This window comes from Variovorax sp. Sphag1AA (assembly GCF_014192575.1).
In the GTDB taxonomy this organism is placed as follows: Bacteria; Pseudomonadota; Gammaproteobacteria; order Burkholderiales; family Burkholderiaceae_C; genus Variovorax.
The window spans coordinates 637,754-657,696 of the sequence record NZ_JACHYC010000006.1 but is presented as its reverse complement, the minus strand read 5'-3'; the positions used below and the strand labels follow the sequence as shown (position 1 = coordinate 657,696).

18 protein-coding genes are annotated in these 19,943 nt (G+C 68.5%); 7 read left to right on the top strand and 11 right to left on the bottom strand.

Features of this window, described 5'->3' with window-relative positions; all coding sequences use genetic code 11:
* The first annotated feature begins 25 nt into the window (after positions 1 to 25).
* Together FHW64_RS25880 and FHW64_RS25875 are read left to right on the top strand one after the other, a co-directional pair.
* Positions 26 to 1,351: a DotU family type IV/VI secretion system protein gene (locus FHW64_RS25880; RefSeq protein WP_184531080.1), complete on the top strand. Its 1,326-nt coding sequence runs from the start codon at positions 26 to 28 to the stop codon at positions 1,349 to 1,351.
* Between the two features lie 10 nt (positions 1,352 to 1,361).
* Positions 1,362 to 2,501 carry a type VI secretion system protein gene (locus tag FHW64_RS25875; protein WP_184531079.1) on the top strand — a complete coding sequence of 380 codons (1,140 nt, stop codon included), beginning with the start codon at positions 1,362 to 1,364 and terminating at the stop codon, positions 2,499 to 2,501.
* Positions 2,502 to 2,517: 16 nt separating this feature from the next.
* On the opposite strand, the gene fusA is transcribed toward FHW64_RS25875, so the two are convergent.
* Entirely contained in the window at positions 2,518 to 4,578 is a 2,061-nt protein-coding gene (fusA, locus tag FHW64_RS25870) for an elongation factor G (RefSeq protein ID WP_184531078.1), read from the bottom strand.
* A 103-nt stretch (positions 4,579 to 4,681) separates the two neighbouring features.
* Here fusA and FHW64_RS25865 point away from each other — a divergent pair, with 103 nt between their 5' ends.
* Complete coding sequence (locus FHW64_RS25865; RefSeq protein ID WP_221220714.1) at positions 4,682 to 5,089, top strand: hypothetical protein; 408 nt, start codon at positions 4,682 to 4,684, stop codon at positions 5,087 to 5,089.
* Between the two features lie 19 nt (positions 5,090 to 5,108).
* On the opposite strand, the gene FHW64_RS25860 is transcribed toward FHW64_RS25865, so the two are convergent.
* Positions 5,109 to 5,882 carry a PP2C family serine/threonine-protein phosphatase gene (locus FHW64_RS25860; RefSeq protein WP_184531076.1) on the bottom strand — a complete coding sequence of 258 codons (774 nt, stop codon included), beginning with the start codon at positions 5,880 to 5,882 and terminating at the stop codon, positions 5,109 to 5,111.
* An 18-nt stretch (positions 5,883 to 5,900) separates the two neighbouring features.
* Positions 5,901 to 7,076: a serine/threonine-protein kinase gene (locus FHW64_RS25855; RefSeq protein ID WP_409350643.1), complete on the bottom strand. Its 1,176-nt coding sequence runs from the start codon at positions 7,074 to 7,076 to the stop codon at positions 5,901 to 5,903.
* Between the two features lie 133 nt (positions 7,077 to 7,209).
* On the opposite strand from FHW64_RS25855, the gene FHW64_RS25850 reads away from it, so the two are divergent.
* Complete coding sequence (locus tag FHW64_RS25850; protein WP_184531075.1) at positions 7,210 to 8,001, top strand: crotonase/enoyl-CoA hydratase family protein; 792 nt, start codon at positions 7,210 to 7,212, stop codon at positions 7,999 to 8,001.
* 19 nt (positions 8,002 to 8,020) lie between these two features.
* Here the strand turns inward: FHW64_RS25850 and tagF are convergent, their stop codons facing one another.
* The 3 genes from tagF to phnD form a co-directional block, all read right to left on the bottom strand.
* Positions 8,021 to 8,671, bottom strand: coding sequence for a type VI secretion system-associated protein TagF (gene tagF / locus FHW64_RS25845; protein ID WP_311733363.1), 651 nt, complete (start codon positions 8,669 to 8,671; stop codon positions 8,021 to 8,023).
* Between the two features lie 199 nt (positions 8,672 to 8,870).
* The gene (locus FHW64_RS25840; protein WP_409350646.1) at positions 8,871 to 9,857 is read right to left on the bottom strand and encodes a phosphate/phosphite/phosphonate ABC transporter substrate-binding protein; all 987 of its coding nucleotides are present in this window, start codon (positions 9,855 to 9,857) and stop codon (positions 8,871 to 8,873) included.
* Positions 9,858 to 9,888: 31 nt separating this feature from the next.
* Entirely contained in the window at positions 9,889 to 10,914 is a 1,026-nt protein-coding gene (phnD, locus tag FHW64_RS25835; protein WP_409350642.1) for a phosphate/phosphite/phosphonate ABC transporter substrate-binding protein, read from the bottom strand.
* A 194-nt stretch (positions 10,915 to 11,108) separates the two neighbouring features.
* On the opposite strand from phnD, the gene FHW64_RS25830 reads away from it, so the two are divergent.
* The 3 genes from FHW64_RS25830 (at position 11,109) to FHW64_RS25820 (ending at position 16,174) form a co-directional block, all read left to right on the top strand.
* Positions 11,109 to 12,998 carry a hybrid sensor histidine kinase/response regulator gene (locus tag FHW64_RS25830; RefSeq protein ID WP_184531072.1) on the top strand — a complete coding sequence of 630 codons (1,890 nt, stop codon included), beginning with the start codon at positions 11,109 to 11,111 and terminating at the stop codon, positions 12,996 to 12,998.
* A gap of 180 nt (positions 12,999 to 13,178) precedes the next feature.
* On the top strand, positions 13,179 to 14,174 hold the full coding sequence (locus FHW64_RS25825; protein WP_184531071.1) for an ABC transporter substrate-binding protein: 996 nt from the start codon (positions 13,179 to 13,181) through the stop codon (positions 14,172 to 14,174).
* Positions 14,171 to 16,174, top strand: coding sequence for an ATP-binding protein (locus FHW64_RS25820; RefSeq protein ID WP_184531070.1), 2,004 nt, complete (start codon positions 14,171 to 14,173; stop codon positions 16,172 to 16,174). Before FHW64_RS25825 ends, FHW64_RS25820 begins: the two co-directional genes overlap by 4 nt.
* 15 nt (positions 16,175 to 16,189) lie before the next feature.
* Here the strand turns inward: FHW64_RS25820 and FHW64_RS25815 are convergent, their stop codons facing one another.
* The 5 genes from FHW64_RS25815 to FHW64_RS25795 form a co-directional block, all read right to left on the bottom strand.
* A complete protein-coding gene (locus tag FHW64_RS25815; RefSeq protein ID WP_184531069.1) occupies positions 16,190 to 16,876 on the bottom strand; it encodes a hypothetical protein in 687 nt (228 codons plus the stop codon).
* Positions 16,873 to 17,232 (bottom strand): response regulator, encoded by a 360-nt coding sequence (locus tag FHW64_RS25810; protein WP_184531068.1) that lies wholly within the window; start codon positions 17,230 to 17,232, stop codon positions 16,873 to 16,875. Before FHW64_RS25810 ends, FHW64_RS25815 begins: the two co-directional genes overlap by 4 nt.
* Before the next feature lie 85 nt (positions 17,233 to 17,317).
* The gene (locus FHW64_RS25805) at positions 17,318 to 18,523 is read right to left on the bottom strand and encodes a hybrid sensor histidine kinase/response regulator (protein ID WP_184531067.1); all 1,206 of its coding nucleotides are present in this window, start codon (positions 18,521 to 18,523) and stop codon (positions 17,318 to 17,320) included.
* Positions 18,513 to 19,139 (bottom strand): chemotaxis protein CheB, encoded by a 627-nt coding sequence (locus FHW64_RS25800; RefSeq protein ID WP_184531066.1) that lies wholly within the window; start codon positions 19,137 to 19,139, stop codon positions 18,513 to 18,515. Before FHW64_RS25800 ends, FHW64_RS25805 begins: the two co-directional genes overlap by 11 nt.
* On the bottom strand, positions 19,136 to 19,918 hold the full coding sequence (locus FHW64_RS25795) for a protein-glutamate O-methyltransferase CheR (RefSeq protein ID WP_184531124.1): 783 nt from the start codon (positions 19,916 to 19,918) through the stop codon (positions 19,136 to 19,138). The genes FHW64_RS25800 and FHW64_RS25795 overlap by 4 nt, the downstream gene beginning before the upstream one ends.
* Positions 19,919 to 19,943 lie beyond the last annotated feature (25 nt).

Below are 19,943 nucleotides of genomic sequence, written 5' to 3'. Positions count from 1 at the left end.
GGCGACATCTAGCCGCGAGCCCGCCATGGCGCGCCTGCTCGATTGCTTTTCGGCCCTGCTTTCCTTCGGGCTGGGCCTGGATGCCTCGATAGCGGGCGGCCGGGTCGGCGCCTCCTGTGAAGAGGCGCAGCGCCGAGCCATGGAATTGCTCGACGAAGCCCGCGCGGCCGCGCAGCGCCTTGGCAAGCCCACCGACCAGATCGAGTCGGCCCTGTTCGCGATGGTCGCCTGGATCGACGAAGTCCTTTCCCGACATCCCGGCTGCGAGGCCGCGGTCGCACCGCTGCAGATGCGGCTTTTCAACTCGAGCAACGCACAGACCGAGTTCTTCCATCACCTCTCGGCGCTCCCGGCGGAGGAACAGGAGGTCCGCGAGGTCTATTGGCATGCGCTGGCGCTGGGCTTTAAGGGGCAGTACTACTTCGAGAGCACCGATGACGGCGAACTCGGGAAGCTCAAGGACCTGCATGCGCAGCAGCTCGCCATCCGTCCTGCGTCCCTCGACTCGCTCGCCGAGGACCGCATCACGCCCCAGCCCTATGGCGTGCCCGATCCGCCCGGACCGCGGGATCCGCAGGGCCGCAAACGCGCCTTGCTGCGCACCGTGGCCGCGCTGGCAGCGGTGCTGCCCCTCGCCTACCTGGCCACCCATCTGCTGACCAACTCGCGCGAGACTCCGCTCACGCTGGTCCAACGCGTGGAGCAGCAGGTGCAGACCTACGCCTGCGCCGATCTTTCCGCGACACAGACGCCGGAAGGGGGCATCCGCGTCAGCGGCTACGTGCCGACCGCCGTGGATGTGATGCGCGTCCAGCGCGAGGTGCGCAGCCTGCCCGGCGTGACCCAGGCCAGCTTCGACCTGCGCCTGCGTGTCTGGCCGCACTGCGAGGTGGTCGAGATCCTCAAGCCCTACCAGGGACGCAATCGCGAGCTGGGTCACGGCCTGAAGATCGAGGCGACGAGCGCGCGCAAGGGCCAGCTCCGCGAAGGCGATCCGGTGCTGTTCCGCGTGACGGGCCCCAACTACGACGGCTACCTGTGGGTCGACTACTACACCGCCGACGGCGCAGTCATGCACCTCAAGGCCGGCCGTGGTCAGCCACGCGTGAGCGCCGGGGATACCGTCGAACTGGGCCGCGACATCCCTTCGAGCTGGCTGGTCGCGCCGCCCTTCGGCACGGTGCTGCTGGCCGCGCTGTCCTCGCCCGTGCCTTTCAGCGAAGCCACGGAGCGACCGCCCTTCGAGCTGGCGTCCGCGTACCTGCAGCGGCTGCGTGAATCGCTGGCGGCCGGCGAATTCGGCGTGCGCGTGATCGCCGACACCCTCTTTCTCGAAACCGTCCCGCGCTGAGGCACCGCCGATGAGCCAGTTGCCGCCCATCCCCATGCAGTTCTGGACGTTGCTGGCGCTTTGCCTGATCGCGCTCCTGAGCCTGTGGTGGGTGCTCCTCGGCTCTGGCCGGGCGGCGCGCCGCCGCTCGCTGCGCGCGCGGATCGTTGCGGTGACGCCGGGCGGTGCGGCAGCCCTGGCCCCGACGGAAGACGCCGCGATCCAGCAGTCGCTCGCTCAGCAAGTCCTGCCCATGCGGCCGGCTTCATCCGGAACGCCTCGGCGCAGCGCGCTCTATACGACGCCCTGGTTCCTGTTCGTCGGCGATGCATCGGCCCACGTGGCGGAATTGCTCGCGCTCGCGACCGGCAGGCCCCCGGTGCCCAACGCCCCGGCGGGCAACCGCGCGTTCTGGCGCTGGCATCGGCTGCCTTCGATGATCGCGATCGAGGTGCACCCGGCAGTGCTGGACAACGCGCCCGATCCGCGCGAGCGCAGCCTCTGGTATCGCGCGCTGCTGGAGTTGGCCGAGCGCCGCAAGCGCCTTCCGCTCAACGGCATCGTGGTGTGCGTGAGCGCGTCGACGCTGCTCGAACCTGCGCGTGCGAGGGACGAACTCGCCCGCCGCCTCCGCGCCCTGATCTACGACACGGCGGAGCACCTGCGGATCCAGTTGCCGGTGTACCTCGTCGTGACCGGCCTGGAACGGCTCGACGGGTTCGATGCGCTGCGCGCGGCACTGCCGATTGGCGTGCTCGAACAGGCACTCGGGCACCGGCTGCACAACGGCGCCGCGCCACGCGTGCCTGCCGACAAGCAACTCGACGGACTCTACGGCGAGGTCATGCAGCGCATGCACGCGCTCCGGATGGCCCTGTTCCGGGCCGAGCGCAGCCCTGCGCAGCGGCATGCGATCCACACCTTCGTCGAGCAGTTGCGGTCGCTTCAACCGGGATTGCGCTCGACGGCCGATGTGCTGTTCGGCTATGGCGCCGGCCCGAGGTCGCCGCGCTGGCGAGGCCTCTACTTCACCGCGACGCCGTCCAATGGCATGGCGGGCGCGTTCGCGCAGGACCTGTTCACGCGTTTCCTCCCCTCCGACCAGCCGCTGGCGCACTCGCGGCGGCCGGGGGCCGCGAACGACAGCTACTTCGCATCGACGCGGATGTGAGCCGCGCCGCGGGCGCTCATTCGTCGTCCCGCACGCGGTGCTGGCTGGTCAGGGTCTGCTGGATCGCCGGCGGCACCGCCTCGTAGTGCGACAGCACGATCGTGTAGCGCCCCTGCCCGCTCGTCATCGCGTTGAGCCGCGATTGGTAGCTCGCCAGTTCCGACATCGGCACCTGTCCCTTGATGACCACGGTGCCGACCGCGAGGTTCGAGGTACCGGTGACCAGCCCTCGCCGCGACGACAGGTCGCCTGTCACGTCGCCCATCGCCACATCGGGTGCGGCAATCTCGATCTGCACGATCGGCTCGAGCACGATGGGCCGCGCGTCGCGAATGGCCGCCATGAACGCCTTGCGACCCGCGGTGGCGAAGGCGATGTCCTTGCTGTCCACGCTGTGGTGCTTGCCGTCGTAGACCACCACGCGCACGTCGACCACCGGATAGCCCGCAATGGCACCCGTCTGCAGCACTTCGCGCACGCCCTTCTCGACCGCAGGGATGAATTGCCCCGGAATGGTTCCGCCCTTCACCTGGTCGACGAACTCGAAGCCTTCTCCACGGGCCATCGGCTCGATGCGCAGGAACACCTCGCCGAACTGGCCGGCGCCGCCGGTCTGCTTCTTGTGGCGGTGATGGCCCTCGGCCGGCGAGGTCACGGTCTCCCGGTAGGCGATGCGCGGCGGCCGCGTGTTGACCTCGAACTTGTAGACCTCGCGCAGCCGGTCGAGCAGCACGCGCAAATGCAAGTCGCCCAGGCCATACACGACCGATTCATTGGTGGCGGCCACGTGCTCGACGCGCAGGCAAGGGTCCTCGCCGACCAGCTTGCCGAGGATCTCCCACATCCGCTGCTCGTCGCCGTGCCGCTTCGGCTCGATCGCCAGGCCGTGCACCGGCACCGGGAAGTCGAGCGGCGCCAGGTGGACGTGGTCGTCTTCCGCCGCATCGTGCAGCACCGAGTCGAACCGGATCTCGTCCACCTTCGCCACCGCCACGATGTCGCCGGGCAGTGCCCGCGCGACTTCGACATGGTCCTTGCCCTGCAGCATGAAAAGGTGGCCCACCTTGAAGGGCTTGCGGCCGTCGCCCACGTAGAGCTGGCTGTCGCGCGTCACCGTGCCCTGGTGCACGCGGAAGATGCCCATCTTGCCGACGTACGGGTCCACCGTGACCTTGAAGACATGTGCCAGCACATGCAGCGAAGGGTCCGGCTTGGCTTCCATCGGCTTCGCGGCCGCGCCTTCGCCGAGGAGGAAGTCCGGCGGATTGGCTTCGGTCGGATCAGGCAGCAGCTTGACGATCACGTCGAGCAACTCGGCAATGCCCGCGCCCGTGCGGGCAGAGACAAAGCACACCGGGATCAGATGCCCTTCACGCAGTGCCTGTTCCAGCGGTGCATGCAGCTCGGCGGGGTCCACGTCGCCATCGTTGAGGTAGCGATCCACGAAGGCGGCGTCGACCTCGACCACCTGCTCCACGAGTGCGCGATGCGCCGCGTCGACCGAGCCGACGTCGCACGAGCCTTCGCGGTTGAAGAAGCAGTCGACCACCCGGGCGCCTCCTTCGCCGGGCAGGTTGAGCGGCAGGCATTCGCGGCCGAAGGCCGCCTGGATCTGCTCCAGCAGCCTGGCGAGATCCACGCCCTGCGCATCGATCTTGTTCACGATGATCATGCGCGTGAGATGGCGCGACGCCGCGTAGTCCATCATGCGCAGAGCCATCTGCTCGATGCCGGTCGACGCATTGATGACGATCGCCGCGGTCTCGACTGCTTCGAGCGCGGGCAGGCTCTGGCCGAGGAAGTCGGCACCGCCGGGCGTGTCGATGAAGTGGATGCGCGTGTCGCCATGCGTCATGTGCATGATCGACGCGTTGAGCGAGTGCTGCATTCGTCGCTCGAGCGGGTCGTGGTCGCTCACGGTGCTCCCGCGCTCGACGCTGCCCGCCGCGCCGATGGCGCCGGTGCGCTGCAGCAGGGCCTCAACGAGCGTGGTCTTGCCGGAAGCAGACGCTCCGACAAGCGCCAGCGTCCGCACCGCTTCCATTTCGGCCGCGAGGCCGTTCGATCGGCTTGGCATGAGTGGTCTCCTCAACACCCGGGCGACCCAGCGTACGGGATTGACCGGCCGGACGCAAGCCGGCCCCGCCTGCCGGACAATGGCGCCACTCACGACCGAACCCATGGCACAGCCACCCACCCCACCCCGCGCGACGGGTTACGCGCGCACCCAGTTCATGATGGTCAAGATCCCGGTCGTCGCCGACGTGGACGACCTGTATCACCAGCGCGAGGACCGCATCGACCAGGCGCTGAAGGCCAAGGGTCTCGGCACGGTGATCGGCTGGGGCGACTCGCTTGGCGAGGCCCGGGGCGGGAGATCACGTCGCGTCGCCTACACCCGTGTCGATCTCGATGTGGTGGAAGTTGAAGCCGCCCGGGCCGAACTGCAGGCAGTGTTGGCCGCCATCGGCACGCCGGCCGGCACGGAGATCCACTACAGCCGTGACGGCGTGAGCGTGGCGGACGTCTTTGCCCCTCCCGATTGGCAAATCGCGCAACCGATGTTGCACGGCGTCCGGGACAGGTAGGGGTCGAAGGTCTGCCCGGTCAGGGCCCCAGAGGCAGCGGCTGGGTCGTTTCCTCGTCCGAATGCAGCCACATCACGACGGCGGTGTAGTTGTCATAGCCGGGCGCAGCGCGCAGGCTGATCTCGGTATCGATCCGCGCGATCAGCTGGTGAGGATCGAGCGACGCCCGCAGGATCTCGCCGAGCCGCTGGTCGCCCAGCACCTCCCAGACCCCATCGCTGCACAGCAGCACGACGTCGCCGACCCGCACCGGCATCGGCCTGGACACATCGATCTCGACATCGCCGTCCGGCGCGCCCAGCGCCGACAGCAGCAGATTGCGCTGCGGATGCAGGCGCGCGCGCTCCTCGTCGATCATTCCGCCGTTGACCAGTTGCTGGACGAGGCTGTGGTCGGTCGTTCGCGCCACCTGTTCGCCATCGCGGAACAGGTAGGCCCGACTGTCGCCTGCATGGACCCAGGCCACTTCGCCGACCTCCAGGTCGAGGAGCGCGACCACCACGGTCGAGCGCATGTCCGCAAGCCGGCCGCCCTCGGCCTGCCGCGCGACCACGTCGCGGTTGGCCTGCTCGAGCAGGTGCCGCAGCCGCCCAGGATTCAGCCCGGGCGCGGCAGCCACGGCTTCGAGCACGCTCGTTCGCGCGATGTCGGCCGCAACATCCCCGCCGCCGTGCCCTCCCGCGCCGTCTGCCACGAGGCAGGCAACGAAGCGATCGTTGCTCCACTGGCCGAACACGTCCTCGTTGTACGAACGGCCGCCCTGCTTCGAGACGAAGACGATTTCGACGTCCATCGACGTGCCTCTCTCCGTTCAGCGAACGCCGAACATCCACCAGGCGACAAGGGCCATGGCGAACGGGAGGCAGACCGCAAGGGACGCGGCCACCGCGAGCAATTTGCGCTGGCGCTTCGTCGCTGGCACGGGTGCCTGCGGCGCCTGCGCGGAACCGGCCTGCTGCCGGCCCGGGGCGAGCCGCATCGGCGCCGGCATCGGCTCGAGCCCCAGCGCCTCGCGAAACGCCGCCATCGACTGCGGCCGTGCATCGGGCCGCACGCCGAGCCCCGCGTCGATCGCGCTCAGCAGGCGCTCGCTGTAGCGCTGGCGCAGCGCCTCGTTCCGCGCCAGCGGCATGTAGCTGTCCGACAGGATCCGCGCCACCGATGGCGGCGGCGCACGGCCGCACACCGCGACATGCAGCACAGCGGCCAGTGCGTAGACGTCCGTCCATGCGCCCTGCGCCATGTCCGGCATCCCGGCGTACTGCTCGACGGGCGCGTAGCCGGGCTTGAGGATCACGGTGATGGTCTGCGTCTTGTCGCTGATCACGCGCCGCGCCGCGCCGAAATCCAGCACCACGGGACGACCCGAGTTCTCGAGAAGGATGATGTTGTCCGGCGCGATATCGCGGTGATAGCAGTGCGCCGCGTGCATGACCGTCAGCGCCTGCGTGACGCCATCCATCAGCTTCAGCAGCCAGGCTTCCTGCGCGATGCCCGGCGAGGCGGCCAGCGCCTGCTTGAGCGTGTCGCCGCGATAGAAGGGCATCACCATGTAGGCCGTGCCGTGCTCCTGCCAGAACCGATAGACCTTGAGCAGCGACGGATGGCCGAACTGCGCCAGCAGCCGCGCTTCGTTGATGAACCCGCGCATGCCGAGCTCGAAGGTCTCGCGGTGCCGCTCCGACAGTGGCATCACCGCGCCGTCCGAACGGCGCGCCGAGAGCGACGAAGGCAGGTATTCCTTGATCGCGACGACGCGCTCCAGCACCGGGTCCCACGCTTCGTAGACCACGCCGAAGCCGCCTTGCCCGACGATGCGTGTGATTTCGAATTCCGCGAGCCGCGCGCCGACCGCGAGAAGGCCCGCACCGGAATGCCGCGACGCCGACCGCACGGCCGGCGCCACCGTGGGCGCGAGCGAAGGCGGAAATGCACCCGGCTCCCCCTTCTCCGCCGAAGGAGCCGGAGCCGACACACGGGGGTTCACGCGGACTCCGGAGACGACTGAGGGAGCACCAGTGTCCGGCGCTCGCGCGCTGGGGGAAATAACGCTAAAGGTCTACAGCGGAGGGCGCATCCGAAATAGGATGCGCGTCATCTTCACCAGAGTCATCCAGACCATGGAACCCGCCTCCTCACCTGTTCTCTTCGACGCGGACGAAGCCATCTGCACCATCACCCTTTCGCGCCCCGAGAAGCGCAATGCCGTCGATGGCCCCACCGCTGCCGCGCTGCTCGCTGCCTTCAGGCGCTTCGAGGCCGACGACACGCTGCGCGTCGCGATCCTGACCGGCGCCGGGGGCCACTTCTGCGCGGGCGCCGATCTCGCGGCGGTGGGCGATCCCGCGCTACGCAACGAGCTCACGCCCGACGGGAGCGGCGACGGCCCGATGGGGCCGACGCGGATGGCGCTCTCGAAGCCGCTGATCGCCGCGGTCAACGGCTACGCCGTGGCAGGAGGTCTCGAACTCGCGCTGCTGGCCGACCTGCGCGTGGCCGACGAAGACGCGGTGTTCGGCGTCTTCTGCCGACGCTGGGGCGTGCCGCTGATCGACGGCGGAACGGTGCGCCTGCCGCGTCTCGTGGGAATGGGACGTGCGCTCGACCTGATCCTCACAGGCCGGGCGGTGCCGGCGTCCGAGGCGCTCGCCATGGGCCTCGTCAATCGCGTGTCCGCACCCGGTGGCGCATTGGCGGCAGCCCGGGAACTCGCGCGGGAGATTGCAGCGTTTCCCCAGCAGTGCATGCTGACCGACCGGCGCTCGGCCTATGCGCAGTGGGATCTGCCGCTCGCCGATGCGCTGCGGCAGGAAGGCGCGAATGGTGTGCCGGCGGTGTTCGCCGAAGGCAAGGCCGGCGCCGAGCGCTTCGTGCGCGGCGCGGGGCGCCACGGACAGTTCGGCGCCCGGTGATCCCGGCCTGTCTTCGACCTCACCGCTCTTTCGATCCCGACGCTTCCGCCCCGGCCGCGCAGCCGAAGAGCGCGTCGAACTGGTCGTCCTGCGGTAGTTCCTGTCCAGCCATTCCGAGTCCGCGCTCCGCGGTCGGATCGGTCAGCCAGAGGGACTGACCGACCTCCGGCAGAGCCAAGATCGCTCCGGCGTCGTCAGCCTGTGTCCCGACGGCCGCGAACAACTGATGCAGCAGCATCTCGAACCGGACCGCGTCGAGGCTCTCCCGCGTGCCCTCCCGCGCAGCGCGGCTCGCCAGCTCCCACCAATGCCTCAGGCGCACCAGGGCACTGCCGCGAAGCTCGCTTTCCGCCGCGCCCAGTTCGGTCGCGATCGTGAAGGGAAAACGGCGCCCCATCTCGTCGACCGAGGGAACCAGCACGCCGACCCAGCCTTGCGCATCCACCACGTCATTGCCCAGCACGAAGCACCAGCGCGGCGCATCAAGATAGTGGTCGGGCCAATGCGGATGGCTGATCTGCATGCGCGCGATGCCGGAGCGCAACCAACGGCCCCAGGCCTCTCGAAAACTCTGCGGAAGACGACGATGCGAGAAATCGCCCATGCCCGGCAGCCTGCCGAGCCAGCCCGGCGCCGAACCTGAAAAGAGGGAACTCGTCTGCTCGTGCACAACTTCTCCGACATTGGAAACATGCAGTTTCCGGCGGCGGCGCGTTGAAACATATCTGGCCGATGGCGTAAGGCGCCGAAGATGGTCAGCCTAATGCAAAGGACCTAGAAAATGCGCCTCGAGCGGAATCCTGATTACAAATGGAAGGGTCAATTTCCGTTTGTTATGCAACGAAACCATATCGGGAAGGGCACTCCGCTCAGCGGCCGTCCGCGCGCAGCACCGATTGCTGACGAACGTAGGCTTGCTCGATGCGATCGAGCTTCGCCTGCCGCGCTTCCTCGCTGACCCACCGCGCATTGAGGGCACTCTGCCGCGCAAGCTGGTACTCAAGCCGTGCCGCCGGCAGCAGCGCCTTGTTGTCGGCGGCCACGTAGCCGAGGCTCGCATGCAGGTCTTTCAGCGTCTCGCGCTGCACGTTGCCGCGCACACCCGGCTCGCGCCCATAGCCGACGAAGAATGCCCGCAGCTTCTTCTGCAACTCGGGCGGAAGCTCGCGTCGCACCACGATCGGCGCCTGCGGCGTCGGGTCCGAGCGCCAGATGATCTGCAGCCGGCCAGCCTCCACCGGAAACTGTCGCCGGAACCGGTCGAAATCGGTGGTGTTGTTGGTCGCGACGTCTGCATCGCCATTCGCCACTGCAAGCGCCGTGGCCTGGTGCGTGCCGACCACCTCGCTCTTGAAGCGCGTCTCCATCTCGATGCGATGCGGCAGGAAGAGCTGCACCTGCGGCAGGATGAAGCCCGACACCGACCGACTGTCACCGCGCGCGAGCCGCCACCGGTCCGGATGCGCCAGCAGGTCGTCGAGGCTCCCGCGCGGGCCGTCCTTGCGCGCAAGCAGGATCGCTCGGTGGTCTGCGTCGCCGGCATGCCGTTTCACCAGCGCCAGCACATTCATGCGCTGTTCCGTCACCGCATCGAGCGCCATCTTCGAGGACAACAGGGCGAGGTCAACCTCGTCGCGATCGATCGCCTGATCGAGCGATTCGTAGCTCGTCACCGAAAGCACCGTCACCGGTCGGCCGACGGCGCGTGCCAGATCGGCCAGCAGGGGCGCCCAGCCATCTTTCGACTCGACCGCGCCGCCGATCGGCAGCACGCCGAAGCGCAGCGCGTCCGCCGGCTCGCGCGCGACGGCAATGGCGTGCCAGCCCAGCGCCGCCATCAACACCCAACGGCTCACGAAGACGATCCAGGCTGGCCTCACGATGCGATCAACGAGGTGCGTCTCCACGAAGCGTTGCCATCTGCTCGGCGTAGGTGGACTCGATGCGCTGCAGCCGCGCCTGCCGGGCCGCCTCATTGACCCACTGCGAAGTCATCGCACTCTGCCGCGCGAGCTGGTAGGCCAGTTTGGCGGCAGGCATCAGCGAAGTGTTGTCGGCCGGGACGAAGCCCGCCAGGTCGTGCAGCGACTTCAGCACGGCGCGCTCCGAATCGCCGCGCGGGCCCTTACCCTTCGCGTAGTCGACGAAAAAGCCCTGCACCTTCCTGCGGAAGGCATCGTCGTACTCCCGCCGCATCACGATCTGCGCGTGCGGGATCAGCTCGGACTCCCAGATCACCTGCAGCTTGTCGGCTTCGGCAGGGAACTGCAGCTTGAAGCGCTCGAAGTCCGCCGTGTTGTTCGTCGCCACGTCGGCCTCGCCATTGGCCACCGCGAGCGCCGTCACCTGGTGCGTGCCGACGACTTCGGTCCGGAAGCGCGTCTCCATCACGATGTGATTGGGCAGAAACAGTTGCAGCTGCGGCACGATGAAGCCCGACACCGACCGGCTCTCGCCGCGCGCGATGCGCCACTTCTCGGGCTCGGCGAGGAGGCTCTTGAGGTTGGTGTAGTCGCCGGTCTTGCGGGTGAGGAGGAGTGCCCGGTAGCCCGGCAGGCCGTCATGGCGCGTGACCTGGGCGACCACGTTCATGCGGCGCAGCGTCACCGCGTCGAGCGCCATCTTGCCGGACAGGAACGCCATGTCGACCTGATCACGCTGGATCGCCTGCTCGAGCGCCTCGTACGAAGTCACCGAGAGCATGCTCACCGGCCGGCCGATCGCCCGGCTCATGTCGCCGAGCAGCGGCTCCCAGTCATTGCGCGATTCGAAGGCGCCGCCCAGCGGGAGGATGCCGAAGCGCAGGGGCGCAGTGTTCGAAGGCGTTTGCGCCGAAGCAGCCTGAATGCCCATCAGCCCCGCGATCAGCAGGAGCCCGGTACGCAACAGCGACGCGCAAACGCGCCGCGCCACCCGGAGAAGATCCAGCCGGGCATGCGATGCGCTGGGAGCGCTGTGGACCAGGGCCTGCATCGGGCTAAAAAGAACGCGGACGGTTGAATTCACAATTAGAAACTAACTTGAATAAATCCCGTGTCGTTTTTCTCCATCCAAGTTTTTCGATCGGTAACGTATAACGGGACCCGCGCGCCGCTCGACATCCGTTCATGAACTGGTCCTTCCGTGCCTTCCATCGTTTGCGTCTGACGCTGGCCCAGCAGCTCGTGCTTCTCGCCCTGCTGCCGGCCACCGTCGCCACCCTTGGCGTCATCGCGGTGCTGACGCGACAGCATCTTTCCAACGTGACCGAACTGGTCCGCGCCAACGCGCAGACGGTGGCGCTGCAGGTCGCGACCGTGGCGCAATCGCAGATCCAGCGCATGGACCGCCGCGCGCTGCAGCGCACTGCTCAGTCCGGCAGCTACCAGCCGCACGTGCAGCAGGTGCAGATCTGGTCGGAGGACGGCGAGATCGTCGCCAACTCGGAAACCACCGACCGCGCGCGCGGCGAAGGCCTCCAGGTGGTCGCGCCGATCATCGGCGACGACGGCAAGAACGCGGGCAAGGTGATGGTCGAGATGAGCCTCGACGCCGTGGGCAGCGCCAAGCAGGCCGTGTGGTTCAACGTGGTGCTGGTACTCGCCGCGAGCTTGGTGGGCGTCGGTCTCGCGGGCTGGTGGGCAGCGCGGCGGATCAGCGCGCCGATCGGCGAACTCGGCGAGGCGGTCGAGCGTCTCGGCGCGGGCGAGGATGCGCAGGTGACCATCAAGGGCACGTCCGAAGTCCGGCGCCTGCAGGACGGTTTCAACCAGGCGGCGCGCGCCCTGTCCGAAAGCCGCAACCAGCTCGAAAGCCGCATTACCAACGCCACTGCCGAACTCGCGCGCAAGAACCAGCAGCTCGAAGTGGCGAGCCAGGCCAAGACCCGGCTGCTGGCCGCCGCGAGCCATGACCTGCGCCAGCCGCTGCACGCGCTCACGCTTTTTTCCGACGGCCTTGCCAACGGCGAGACCGATCCCGCGCGCCTGCAACGCATCGGCCACATCCGCGAGTGCGTGGATTCGCTGGACCGGCTGTTCACCGAGCTGCTCAATCTCTCGCAACTCGACGCCGGCGTGCTGCAGCCGCAATGGACCGACTTCGCGCTCGACACGCTCTTCGACGAAATCAGCCGCAATTTCCGCGCGGTGGCCGAGCAGCAGAACCTGCGCCTGGTGGTGCGCAAGACCGATGCATGGGTGCGCTGCGACTACGTGATGCTGTCCCGCATCCTCAACAACCTCGTGTCGAATTCGCTGCGCCACACCGTCGAAGGCGGCGTGCTGATCGGTGCGCGGCGGCGCCGGAAGGGCATCCGCATTGACGTCTGGGATACCGGCGTCGGCATTGCGGCGCACCATCAGGCGCGGGTGTTCGAGGAGTTCTATCAGGTCGAGCCGCAGGGCGGCCGGCCGGCTGGCCGCGATTCGCGCGGCATGGGCCTGGGCCTCGCGACCGTGCAGCGTCTCGCGGCCCTGCTGAACACCCGCGTCGAGCTGAGTTCGCGGCCGAACAAGGGCACCTGTGTGCGCGTGATGATCCGCGCAACCGAGCCGATGATCCCGATGCCCGCGGCGCCCCTGCTGCCGATGGGCCTCGCGGCAGACGACGACGGCGGCCTGTGCAACATCCGCGTGCTGGTGATCGACGACGAGCGCACCATCCTCGAAGGCCTGCAGGTCGTGCTCTCGAACTGGGGCGCGGAGGTGATGGCCGCGCAGAGCCGCAGCGAGGCGCTCGCCCTCGCGGCTTCGTGGGACCGGCCACCGGACGTCGTGCTCAGCGACCTCCTCCTGCAGGGCGGAGACAACGGCCTCGACGTGCTGGCCGCGCTGGAGCGCCATCCCAACGGCATCGGCCCGACGACCGCCCGCCTGCTGGTCACCGGCGAAACCAAGCCCGATCGCCTGCGCGAAGTCGCGAGTGCGGGCGTTGCGGTGCTCTACAAGCCGGTCTCGCCGAAGGTGCTGCGGCAGGCGATCACTGCTCAGTTGGCAGCCGTGCGCGAGCTCGCATGAGGGCTTGCAGGGGGTAGTCCGTCCATACGCCGTCAGACATAGACCGTCAGGCCGCGAATCGGGTCATGGACCCCCTCACAATCCGACCACGCGTCGGGGCGACATAAGCCCTCTGCCTTATCGCGTGCAAACAGCCGCGTCCGTACATTGGTCTCCATCAGCCATTGCGGATTCGGTCCGATGTTCGCCACGCTTTTCCCCACACTGCTTCAAAGAAAGCGCTCCATTGCGGTCGCGGCCTTGGCCTGCGCCTTGATGGTGTGGAGTGGCGCGAGCGCAGCCGGATTGACCGTGCTGATGGCGGACGAGAGTGCGCCCTATGCCGAGTTCGTCCAGCAGCTGCGCGAAACGCAGGAAGCGGGAAGCCGCCTCGAGCTGATTCGCCTGACTGCGGGACAGCCCATCGCGGATGCGGCTCCCGCCGGCGGCGATCAAGCCACGGCGCGGGCCCGTGGCGTGCGTCCGGCAGACGCCCCGGTCACCATGGCCGTCGGCGTGGCGGCGGCACGTTCGGCGATCGAGCGCCCCGGGCAGGACCCATTGGTGCTGGCGATGCTGAGCCGGCTCGACTACGAAAGCCTGAAGACCAGCCCCGCGCTGCGGCACCCGGATCGCCAGATCGGCGTTTTGCTGCGCGACCCGGCCATGGCCGACCAGCTCGCGCTGATCGATGCGGTCATGCCCCGCAAGCGGCGCCTCGGCGTGGTGGCGACCAGCGAATCGGCGCCGCTCGTGCGCGAGCTGCAAAGCGCCGCGCAGGGATGGGACCTGCAGGTGGAATTCGCGCCTGACGCGAAATCGCTCGCGACGGCGTTGCGCGTGCTGGTGCCGCGCAGCGATGCACTCCTCGTGCTGCCCGACATGATCGGCGACAACCAGGCGGCCTGCCTCGCGGTGCTGCGTGCCGGCGCAAGCGCGGGCCTGCCAGTCTTCGGCGCCAGCGACGGCATGGTGCGTTCCGGCGGATTGGCGGCGGCGGTTTCCACGCCGGCGCAACTGGCGCAGCAGGCGCGTGCGCTCGGCCAGAAGCTGGCCGCCAATACCGGAGCGAACGGCGTGATCGTCGAAGCCGCGACGCCGGCAACGGTGCGCGTCAACACCACGGTCGCACGCGGGCTCGGCCTGCGGGTGCCGGAAGAGCGTGAACTCACGGAGCGGGTCACCGCAATCAGATGACCTCCTCCACCCAACCCACCATCGCGCCGTTGCCCGACGTGCGACAGGACGACCCGACGGCCGCCCCGGTGAGCCGCGATGTCGTCGTGGCAGGCAACCTGCAGCGCGATTTGTTCCGCCTCGGCGTGGTGCCCTGCGTCATCGTGGCGCTGGCGCTGACGGGCTGGTTCACCCACAGCCGCCTCGATGCGCTGGAAGCGTCTTTCGACGCCGAGGGTCAGGCCGTCGCACGCCAGGTCGCGGCGATGTCGGACCTGAGCCTGTATGCGGGCGACGTGCCGGCATTGCAGAACGTCGCCAACGCGGCGCTGCGCGGCGGACAGGTCACGCGCGTCGAGATCAGCAACAGCGCAGGCGTGTTCGTCGCCGCCGGACCGAAGACCGCGCCCATGGGTGAGCTGCGCATGTTCACCGCGCCGATCACGCTGCGCGAAGCATCGCGCGCGACCGCCTTCGCGCCGGCCGGCTCGACCACGGCTGGCGATGCGGCGATCGGGCTGGTCCAGACCTTCCGCGACACCACCGCCTACGCGCACGAGCGCACGCGCCTGCTGATGGCGGGCATCGGCATCGCGCTGCTCGCGCTCCTGGCTGCGTGGGCCTGGGTGCGGCACACCGCACGCGCGGTCGCACAGCCGCTGCGTCGCATCTCGCGCACCGTCGCCGCGCTCGAAGCCGGCCAGTTCGATGCGCGCTGCAACGTGGTCACTTCCGGCGCGGACGAGGAGGACGACGATGCGGGCCGCAACCGGCGGGCGCGGCACGAGTTCGCGAACCTCGCGCACGACATCAACCGCCTCGCCGAACGGCTGCAACGCAACCAGCAGATCAGCGACGAGCAGGTGCGCGAGGCCACCGCGGTAGCCTTGCAGCGCATGGCGGAGGCCGAGCAGGCCGCGCTCTCCCGCGCACGCTTCCTGGCTGCCGCGAGCCACGACCTGCGGCAACCGCTGCATGCGATGGGCCTCTTCATCGACGGGCTGCTGCCCACCGCCAACGCGACACAGCGCCCCGCGGTGCTGCGCCTGCAGGAAGCCACCGACTTCATGGGCGTGCTGCTCGACGACCTGCTGGAAATCTCGCGGCTCGATGCGCAGGTGCTGACACCCGCCATTGCCGGGGTGTCGCTCGCGAGCCTGTTCGATCAGCTGGAAGCGCAGCATGCCGCCGCGGCCGCCGCTTCACGCATCCGGCTGGTGTGGAAGGACCGCGGGCTTGCAGTCAACACCGATCCGGCGCTGCTGCTGCGCATCATCGGCAACCTGGTCAGCAATGCGATCCGCCATACGCCGACCGACGGGACGGTGCTCGTGGTCGCGCGCCGGCGCAACGGCGCGGTGCGGATCGAGGTTCGCGACAACGGCGTTGGCATCGCGCCGATCCACCAGTCGCGGATCTTCGAGGAGTTCTACCAGGTCGCGAACACCGAGCGCGACCGCCGCCAGGGCTTCGGCCTGGGCCTGTCGATCTGTGCGCGCATCGCGCTGCTGCTGGGCACACGCATCAAGCTGCGCTCGGCGCTGCAGGCTGGCAGCACCTTCTGGCTCGACCTGCCGATCGCCCACCCGCGTCTGGTTGCGGCGCCGGCCAAGGAAGCCGCTGCGCAGGCGCCGCTCGCCGGCCTGCACTGCCTGGTGGTGGACGACGATCCGGCCATCCTCGACGGCAGCCGCACGCTGCTCGAACTCTGGGGCTGCCAGGTCGATTGCGCGTCCACCCGCAAGGAAGCGCTGACCCGGCTCGACAAGACCGACGCGCACTTCGACGTGGTGCTGTGCGACCTCCAGCTCGACGGCGAGGAAGACGGCATGGAGGTCATCGAGGACACGCGCCGCCTTCAGCCCGGCGCACTGGCCGTGCTGGTCTCCGGCGCCACCGGCCCCGAGGCACTCCAGCGGCTTCGCAAGGGCGGGGTGATGCTGCTGACGAAGCCGGTCGCCCCGGCAAAGCTGCGCGCCTTGCTTTCGACGAAGCGCGCGCCCATCCTCGCGGCCTGCTGAGCCGCAACCCGGCCTTCAGACCTCGGGCGGCGCGGACCGCAGTCCGAAACGCACCAGCTCTGGCTCGACGGACACCGCATAACCCAGGCCTTCAGCCAGCGACTGCAGCGCGATGGCATCGATGGCCAGCGCACGCGGCGCGCGATGCGCACCCGCGAGCGGATCGGCCGGCTCGGACTCGCCGCGACGCGCCACCAGGCTCAGGCCCTCGTCGCCGTCTGCCTCGATGCTGATCTCGCCGAGGCGGGGGGCGGTGTCGTGCAGATAGCCCAGCGCGCCCAGCAGCATGTAGCGCAGGGCGGCGCCGGACGGAAAACGCATCTCGTCCCTTTCAGGCGAGAGCTCCTCGGCGACCAGAAGGCCGATACCGTTCAGCTCGAAGGCCACGCGCATGAGCCCGGTGCATTGCGCGACCAGTTCGCTGCGCGTGATTTCCTCGTCGCCCACCGAGAGCTCCCACGCGCGCAACGAATGCACGCCGCTCGCGAGCAGCCCGACCTGGTCTTCGATGAGCGAAAGCCGCTCGGTCCAGTTCGCGGGATCCGGCGTGGCGGCGGCCTGGCGCTTCAGCACCAGCAGGCCCATGCGAATCACGGACACCGGCGCGGCCATGTCGTGCCGCAACGCGGGAAGCGCACGCGTGAGCAACTCATGGCGGACGCCTGCCGCCATCCAGCTTCGCGCACCGGGAGAAGCCTTCATTGATGACCCGCGGCCCGCGACAGGATCTGGTCGAGCGCGTCGAAATCGATGGGCTTTTGCAGATGGTGGTCGAACAGGCCGGTCCCGCTGGTGGTCTCCTCGGCCGCGAAGCCGGAGATCGCCACGATCAGCGGCGGTGCGCCCCGCGCGGCGGCGCGGAGTTGCCGGGCCACTTCGGTCCCCGGAAAGTCGGGCAGGGTGAGATCGACGAGGGCGGCATCGAAGACTTCGCCCGCGGCCACCTCCAGCGCCTGCCGGCCGGTGTATGTGCAACGCGCGGTGTGGTCCTGCAGCACGAGCAGTTCCTGCAGCAGATCCGCCGCGGCCTCGTTGTCGTCGACGATCAATACGTTCACTTCAGGATCTCCGGGAAGGCAGCTTCAGAGTATGAAACCAGCATCAGGCCAATGCGTGTAGGACGCCTCCCCGCCTGCATCCCCTTCAAGCGTCCTGCGCAGGGGCTTGCAGCGGCAGCGAGACGCGGAATTCCGAGCCCTCGCCCAGGCGGCTGTCCAGCGAGATGTCGCCGCCGTGCAACCGGACGATCTCCCGCGTGATGTAGAGCCCCAGCCCGAGCCCGGCCGCATGCTTGCGGCTGTCATCGGTCCGCTCGAACTGCTCGAAGATGCGCTCCTGGTCCTCCGGCGCGACGCCGATCCCCTGGTCGCACACCGCCATGCAGGCCGTATCGCCGGTTCGGCTCACCGCCACGCGGACCGGCTTCCCGCCGCCATAGCGCAGCGCATTGGTCAGCAGGTTGGTCAGCACCTGTTCGATGCGGAACTCGTCCCACACGCCCTCCACCGGCTCGGGCGCATGCAGCTCGATGCGCGAGCCCGCGACCTCGGCCTGCTGCGCGAGCCCTTCCACCACGCCGCGCGCCAGCGCCGCAAGGTCGGTCGGCTTGGGCCGGATCGACAGCGAGCCGCTGCGCATGCGCGTCACATCGAGCATGTCGTCGATCAGGCGGACCATGTTCTGGATCTGACGCTGGTCGCGCTCGACCATCGCCGGCAGGCGGTCCGGCGAGAAGGCCGCGATGTTGCCCTTGCCCAGGTGCAGCTTGCGCACCTGCGTCTCCAGGTACAGCGTGTTGAGCGGCGTGCGCAGCTCGTGCGACACCATCGACATGAAGTCGTCGCGCATGCGCACCGCGCGCTCCAGATCGCGCTGTGCGCTCTGCAGTTGCTGCACGAGTTCCTCCTGCTGGCGGTGCGACGCGGCGAGCGCGTCCATCTCGTGCCGCAGTGCCTTGCGATGGCGATAGAGGTCCACGAAGACGCTGACCTTGCTGTTCACCGCCAGCGCGTCGAGCGGCTTCTGCAGGAAGTCGACCGCACCGCTCTCGTAGCCCTTGAAGGCGTAGTTCATCTCGCGGCCCGCGGCGCTCACGAAGATGATGGGGATGTGCCGCGTGCGCTCGGTGCCGCGCATCATCTCGGCCAGCTCGAAGCCGTTGAGGTCCGGCATCTGCACGTCGATGATCGCCAGCGCGAACTCGTGCTCCAGCAAGAGCGTGAGCGCCTCTTCGCCGGACATGGCACGGAAGACACGGCGCGACGGGCCGCGAATCAACGCATCGAGCGCCAGCAGGTTCTCCTGCAGGTCGTCGACGATCAGCAGCTTGCTTTCGACATCAAAGGGCATGGGTGGAATCCAGCTGCATCAGCAGCATGCGAATCTCGCGCAGGGGCAGGACATGATCGGGTTCATGGAGCGCGAGCGCGGCAAGCGGCATCGCGGGCGCCTGCGCCTCGGCGGGGTCCTGCACGATCGTCAGCCCGCCGGCCTCGTGAATGAGCAACAGGCCCCGCGCGCCGTCCTCGTTGGCACCGGTGAGAAGAACGCCGGCGAGCGAGGGGCCATAGGCATCGGCCGCGGAGCCCATGAGGATGTCGATCGCGGGGCGCGAAAACAGCACCGGTGGCTCGCAGCTCAGCGAGAAGCAGAGGTCCGACTCGATCGACAGGTGATACCCCGAAGGCGCGAAATAGAGCGTTCCGTCGGCCACCGGCAGTTTGTCTTCGGCCTCGCGCGCCGCAAACGGCAAGCGCTGCGAGAAGACTTCCGGGAGCCGGCTCTGATACTGCTCCGGCAGATGGAGCACCACCACGATCGGCAACCGCCAGCCGACCGGGAGACCGGATAGCAGCGCGAGCAAAGCGTCGACGCCGCCCGCCGACGCACCAATCACGACGACGCGCACCACCCGGCCCTCGCCGGCGCCGGGCGCGATCTTCGATGCATCGGACGGACCTGTCATGTGGCCTTCCTGTAGATGCGTTCGCCACGGGACAGGGCATCGAAACGGCTCGCATAGCCGGAGAAATCGATGCTCTCCTTGGCCCCCAGCCCGAGGAAACCGCGGTGGCACAGGGATTCGTGGAAGAGCCCGAGCGCGCGGTCCTGCAGTGGCCTGTTGAAGTAGATGAGCACGTTGCGGCACGAGACAAGATGCGTCTCCGCGAAAACGCTGTCGGTTGCCAGGCTGTGGTCCGCAAAGATCACGTTCGCGCAGAGCGAAGGGTCGAAGCGCGCCGCGTCGTAGGCGGCGGTGTAGTAGTCGGAGAACGAGCGAAGCCCGCCGCCACGCTGGTAGTTGGCGGTGTAGCCCTGAATCGATTCGAGCGGAAAGATGCCCTTGCGTGCCTTCTCCAGCGAGGCCGGGTTGATGTCCGTCGCATAGATGAGCGTGCGCTCCAGCAGCCCCTCCTCGCGCAGCAGGATCGCGAGCGAAAACACCTCTTCGCCGGTGCTGCACCCCGCCACCCACACCTTCAGCGACGGATAGGTGTGCAGGTGCGGCGCCACCTGCCGCCGCAACGCCAGAAAGTAGTGCGGGTCGCGGAACATCTCGCTCACCGGGATCGTGAGGAACTGCAGCAACCGCGCGAAGGTCGCCGGCTCTCGCAGCACCTTGTCCTGCAGGGCCGAGATGCTCGGCAGATCGAGTTGGTCGAGCGCATACAGCACGCGGCGCTTCTGCGAGGCGCCCGTGTAGTTGCGGAAGTCGTAGCTGTACTTGAGGAAGATGGCCTCCATCAGCAGCCGCAACTCGATGTCGGTG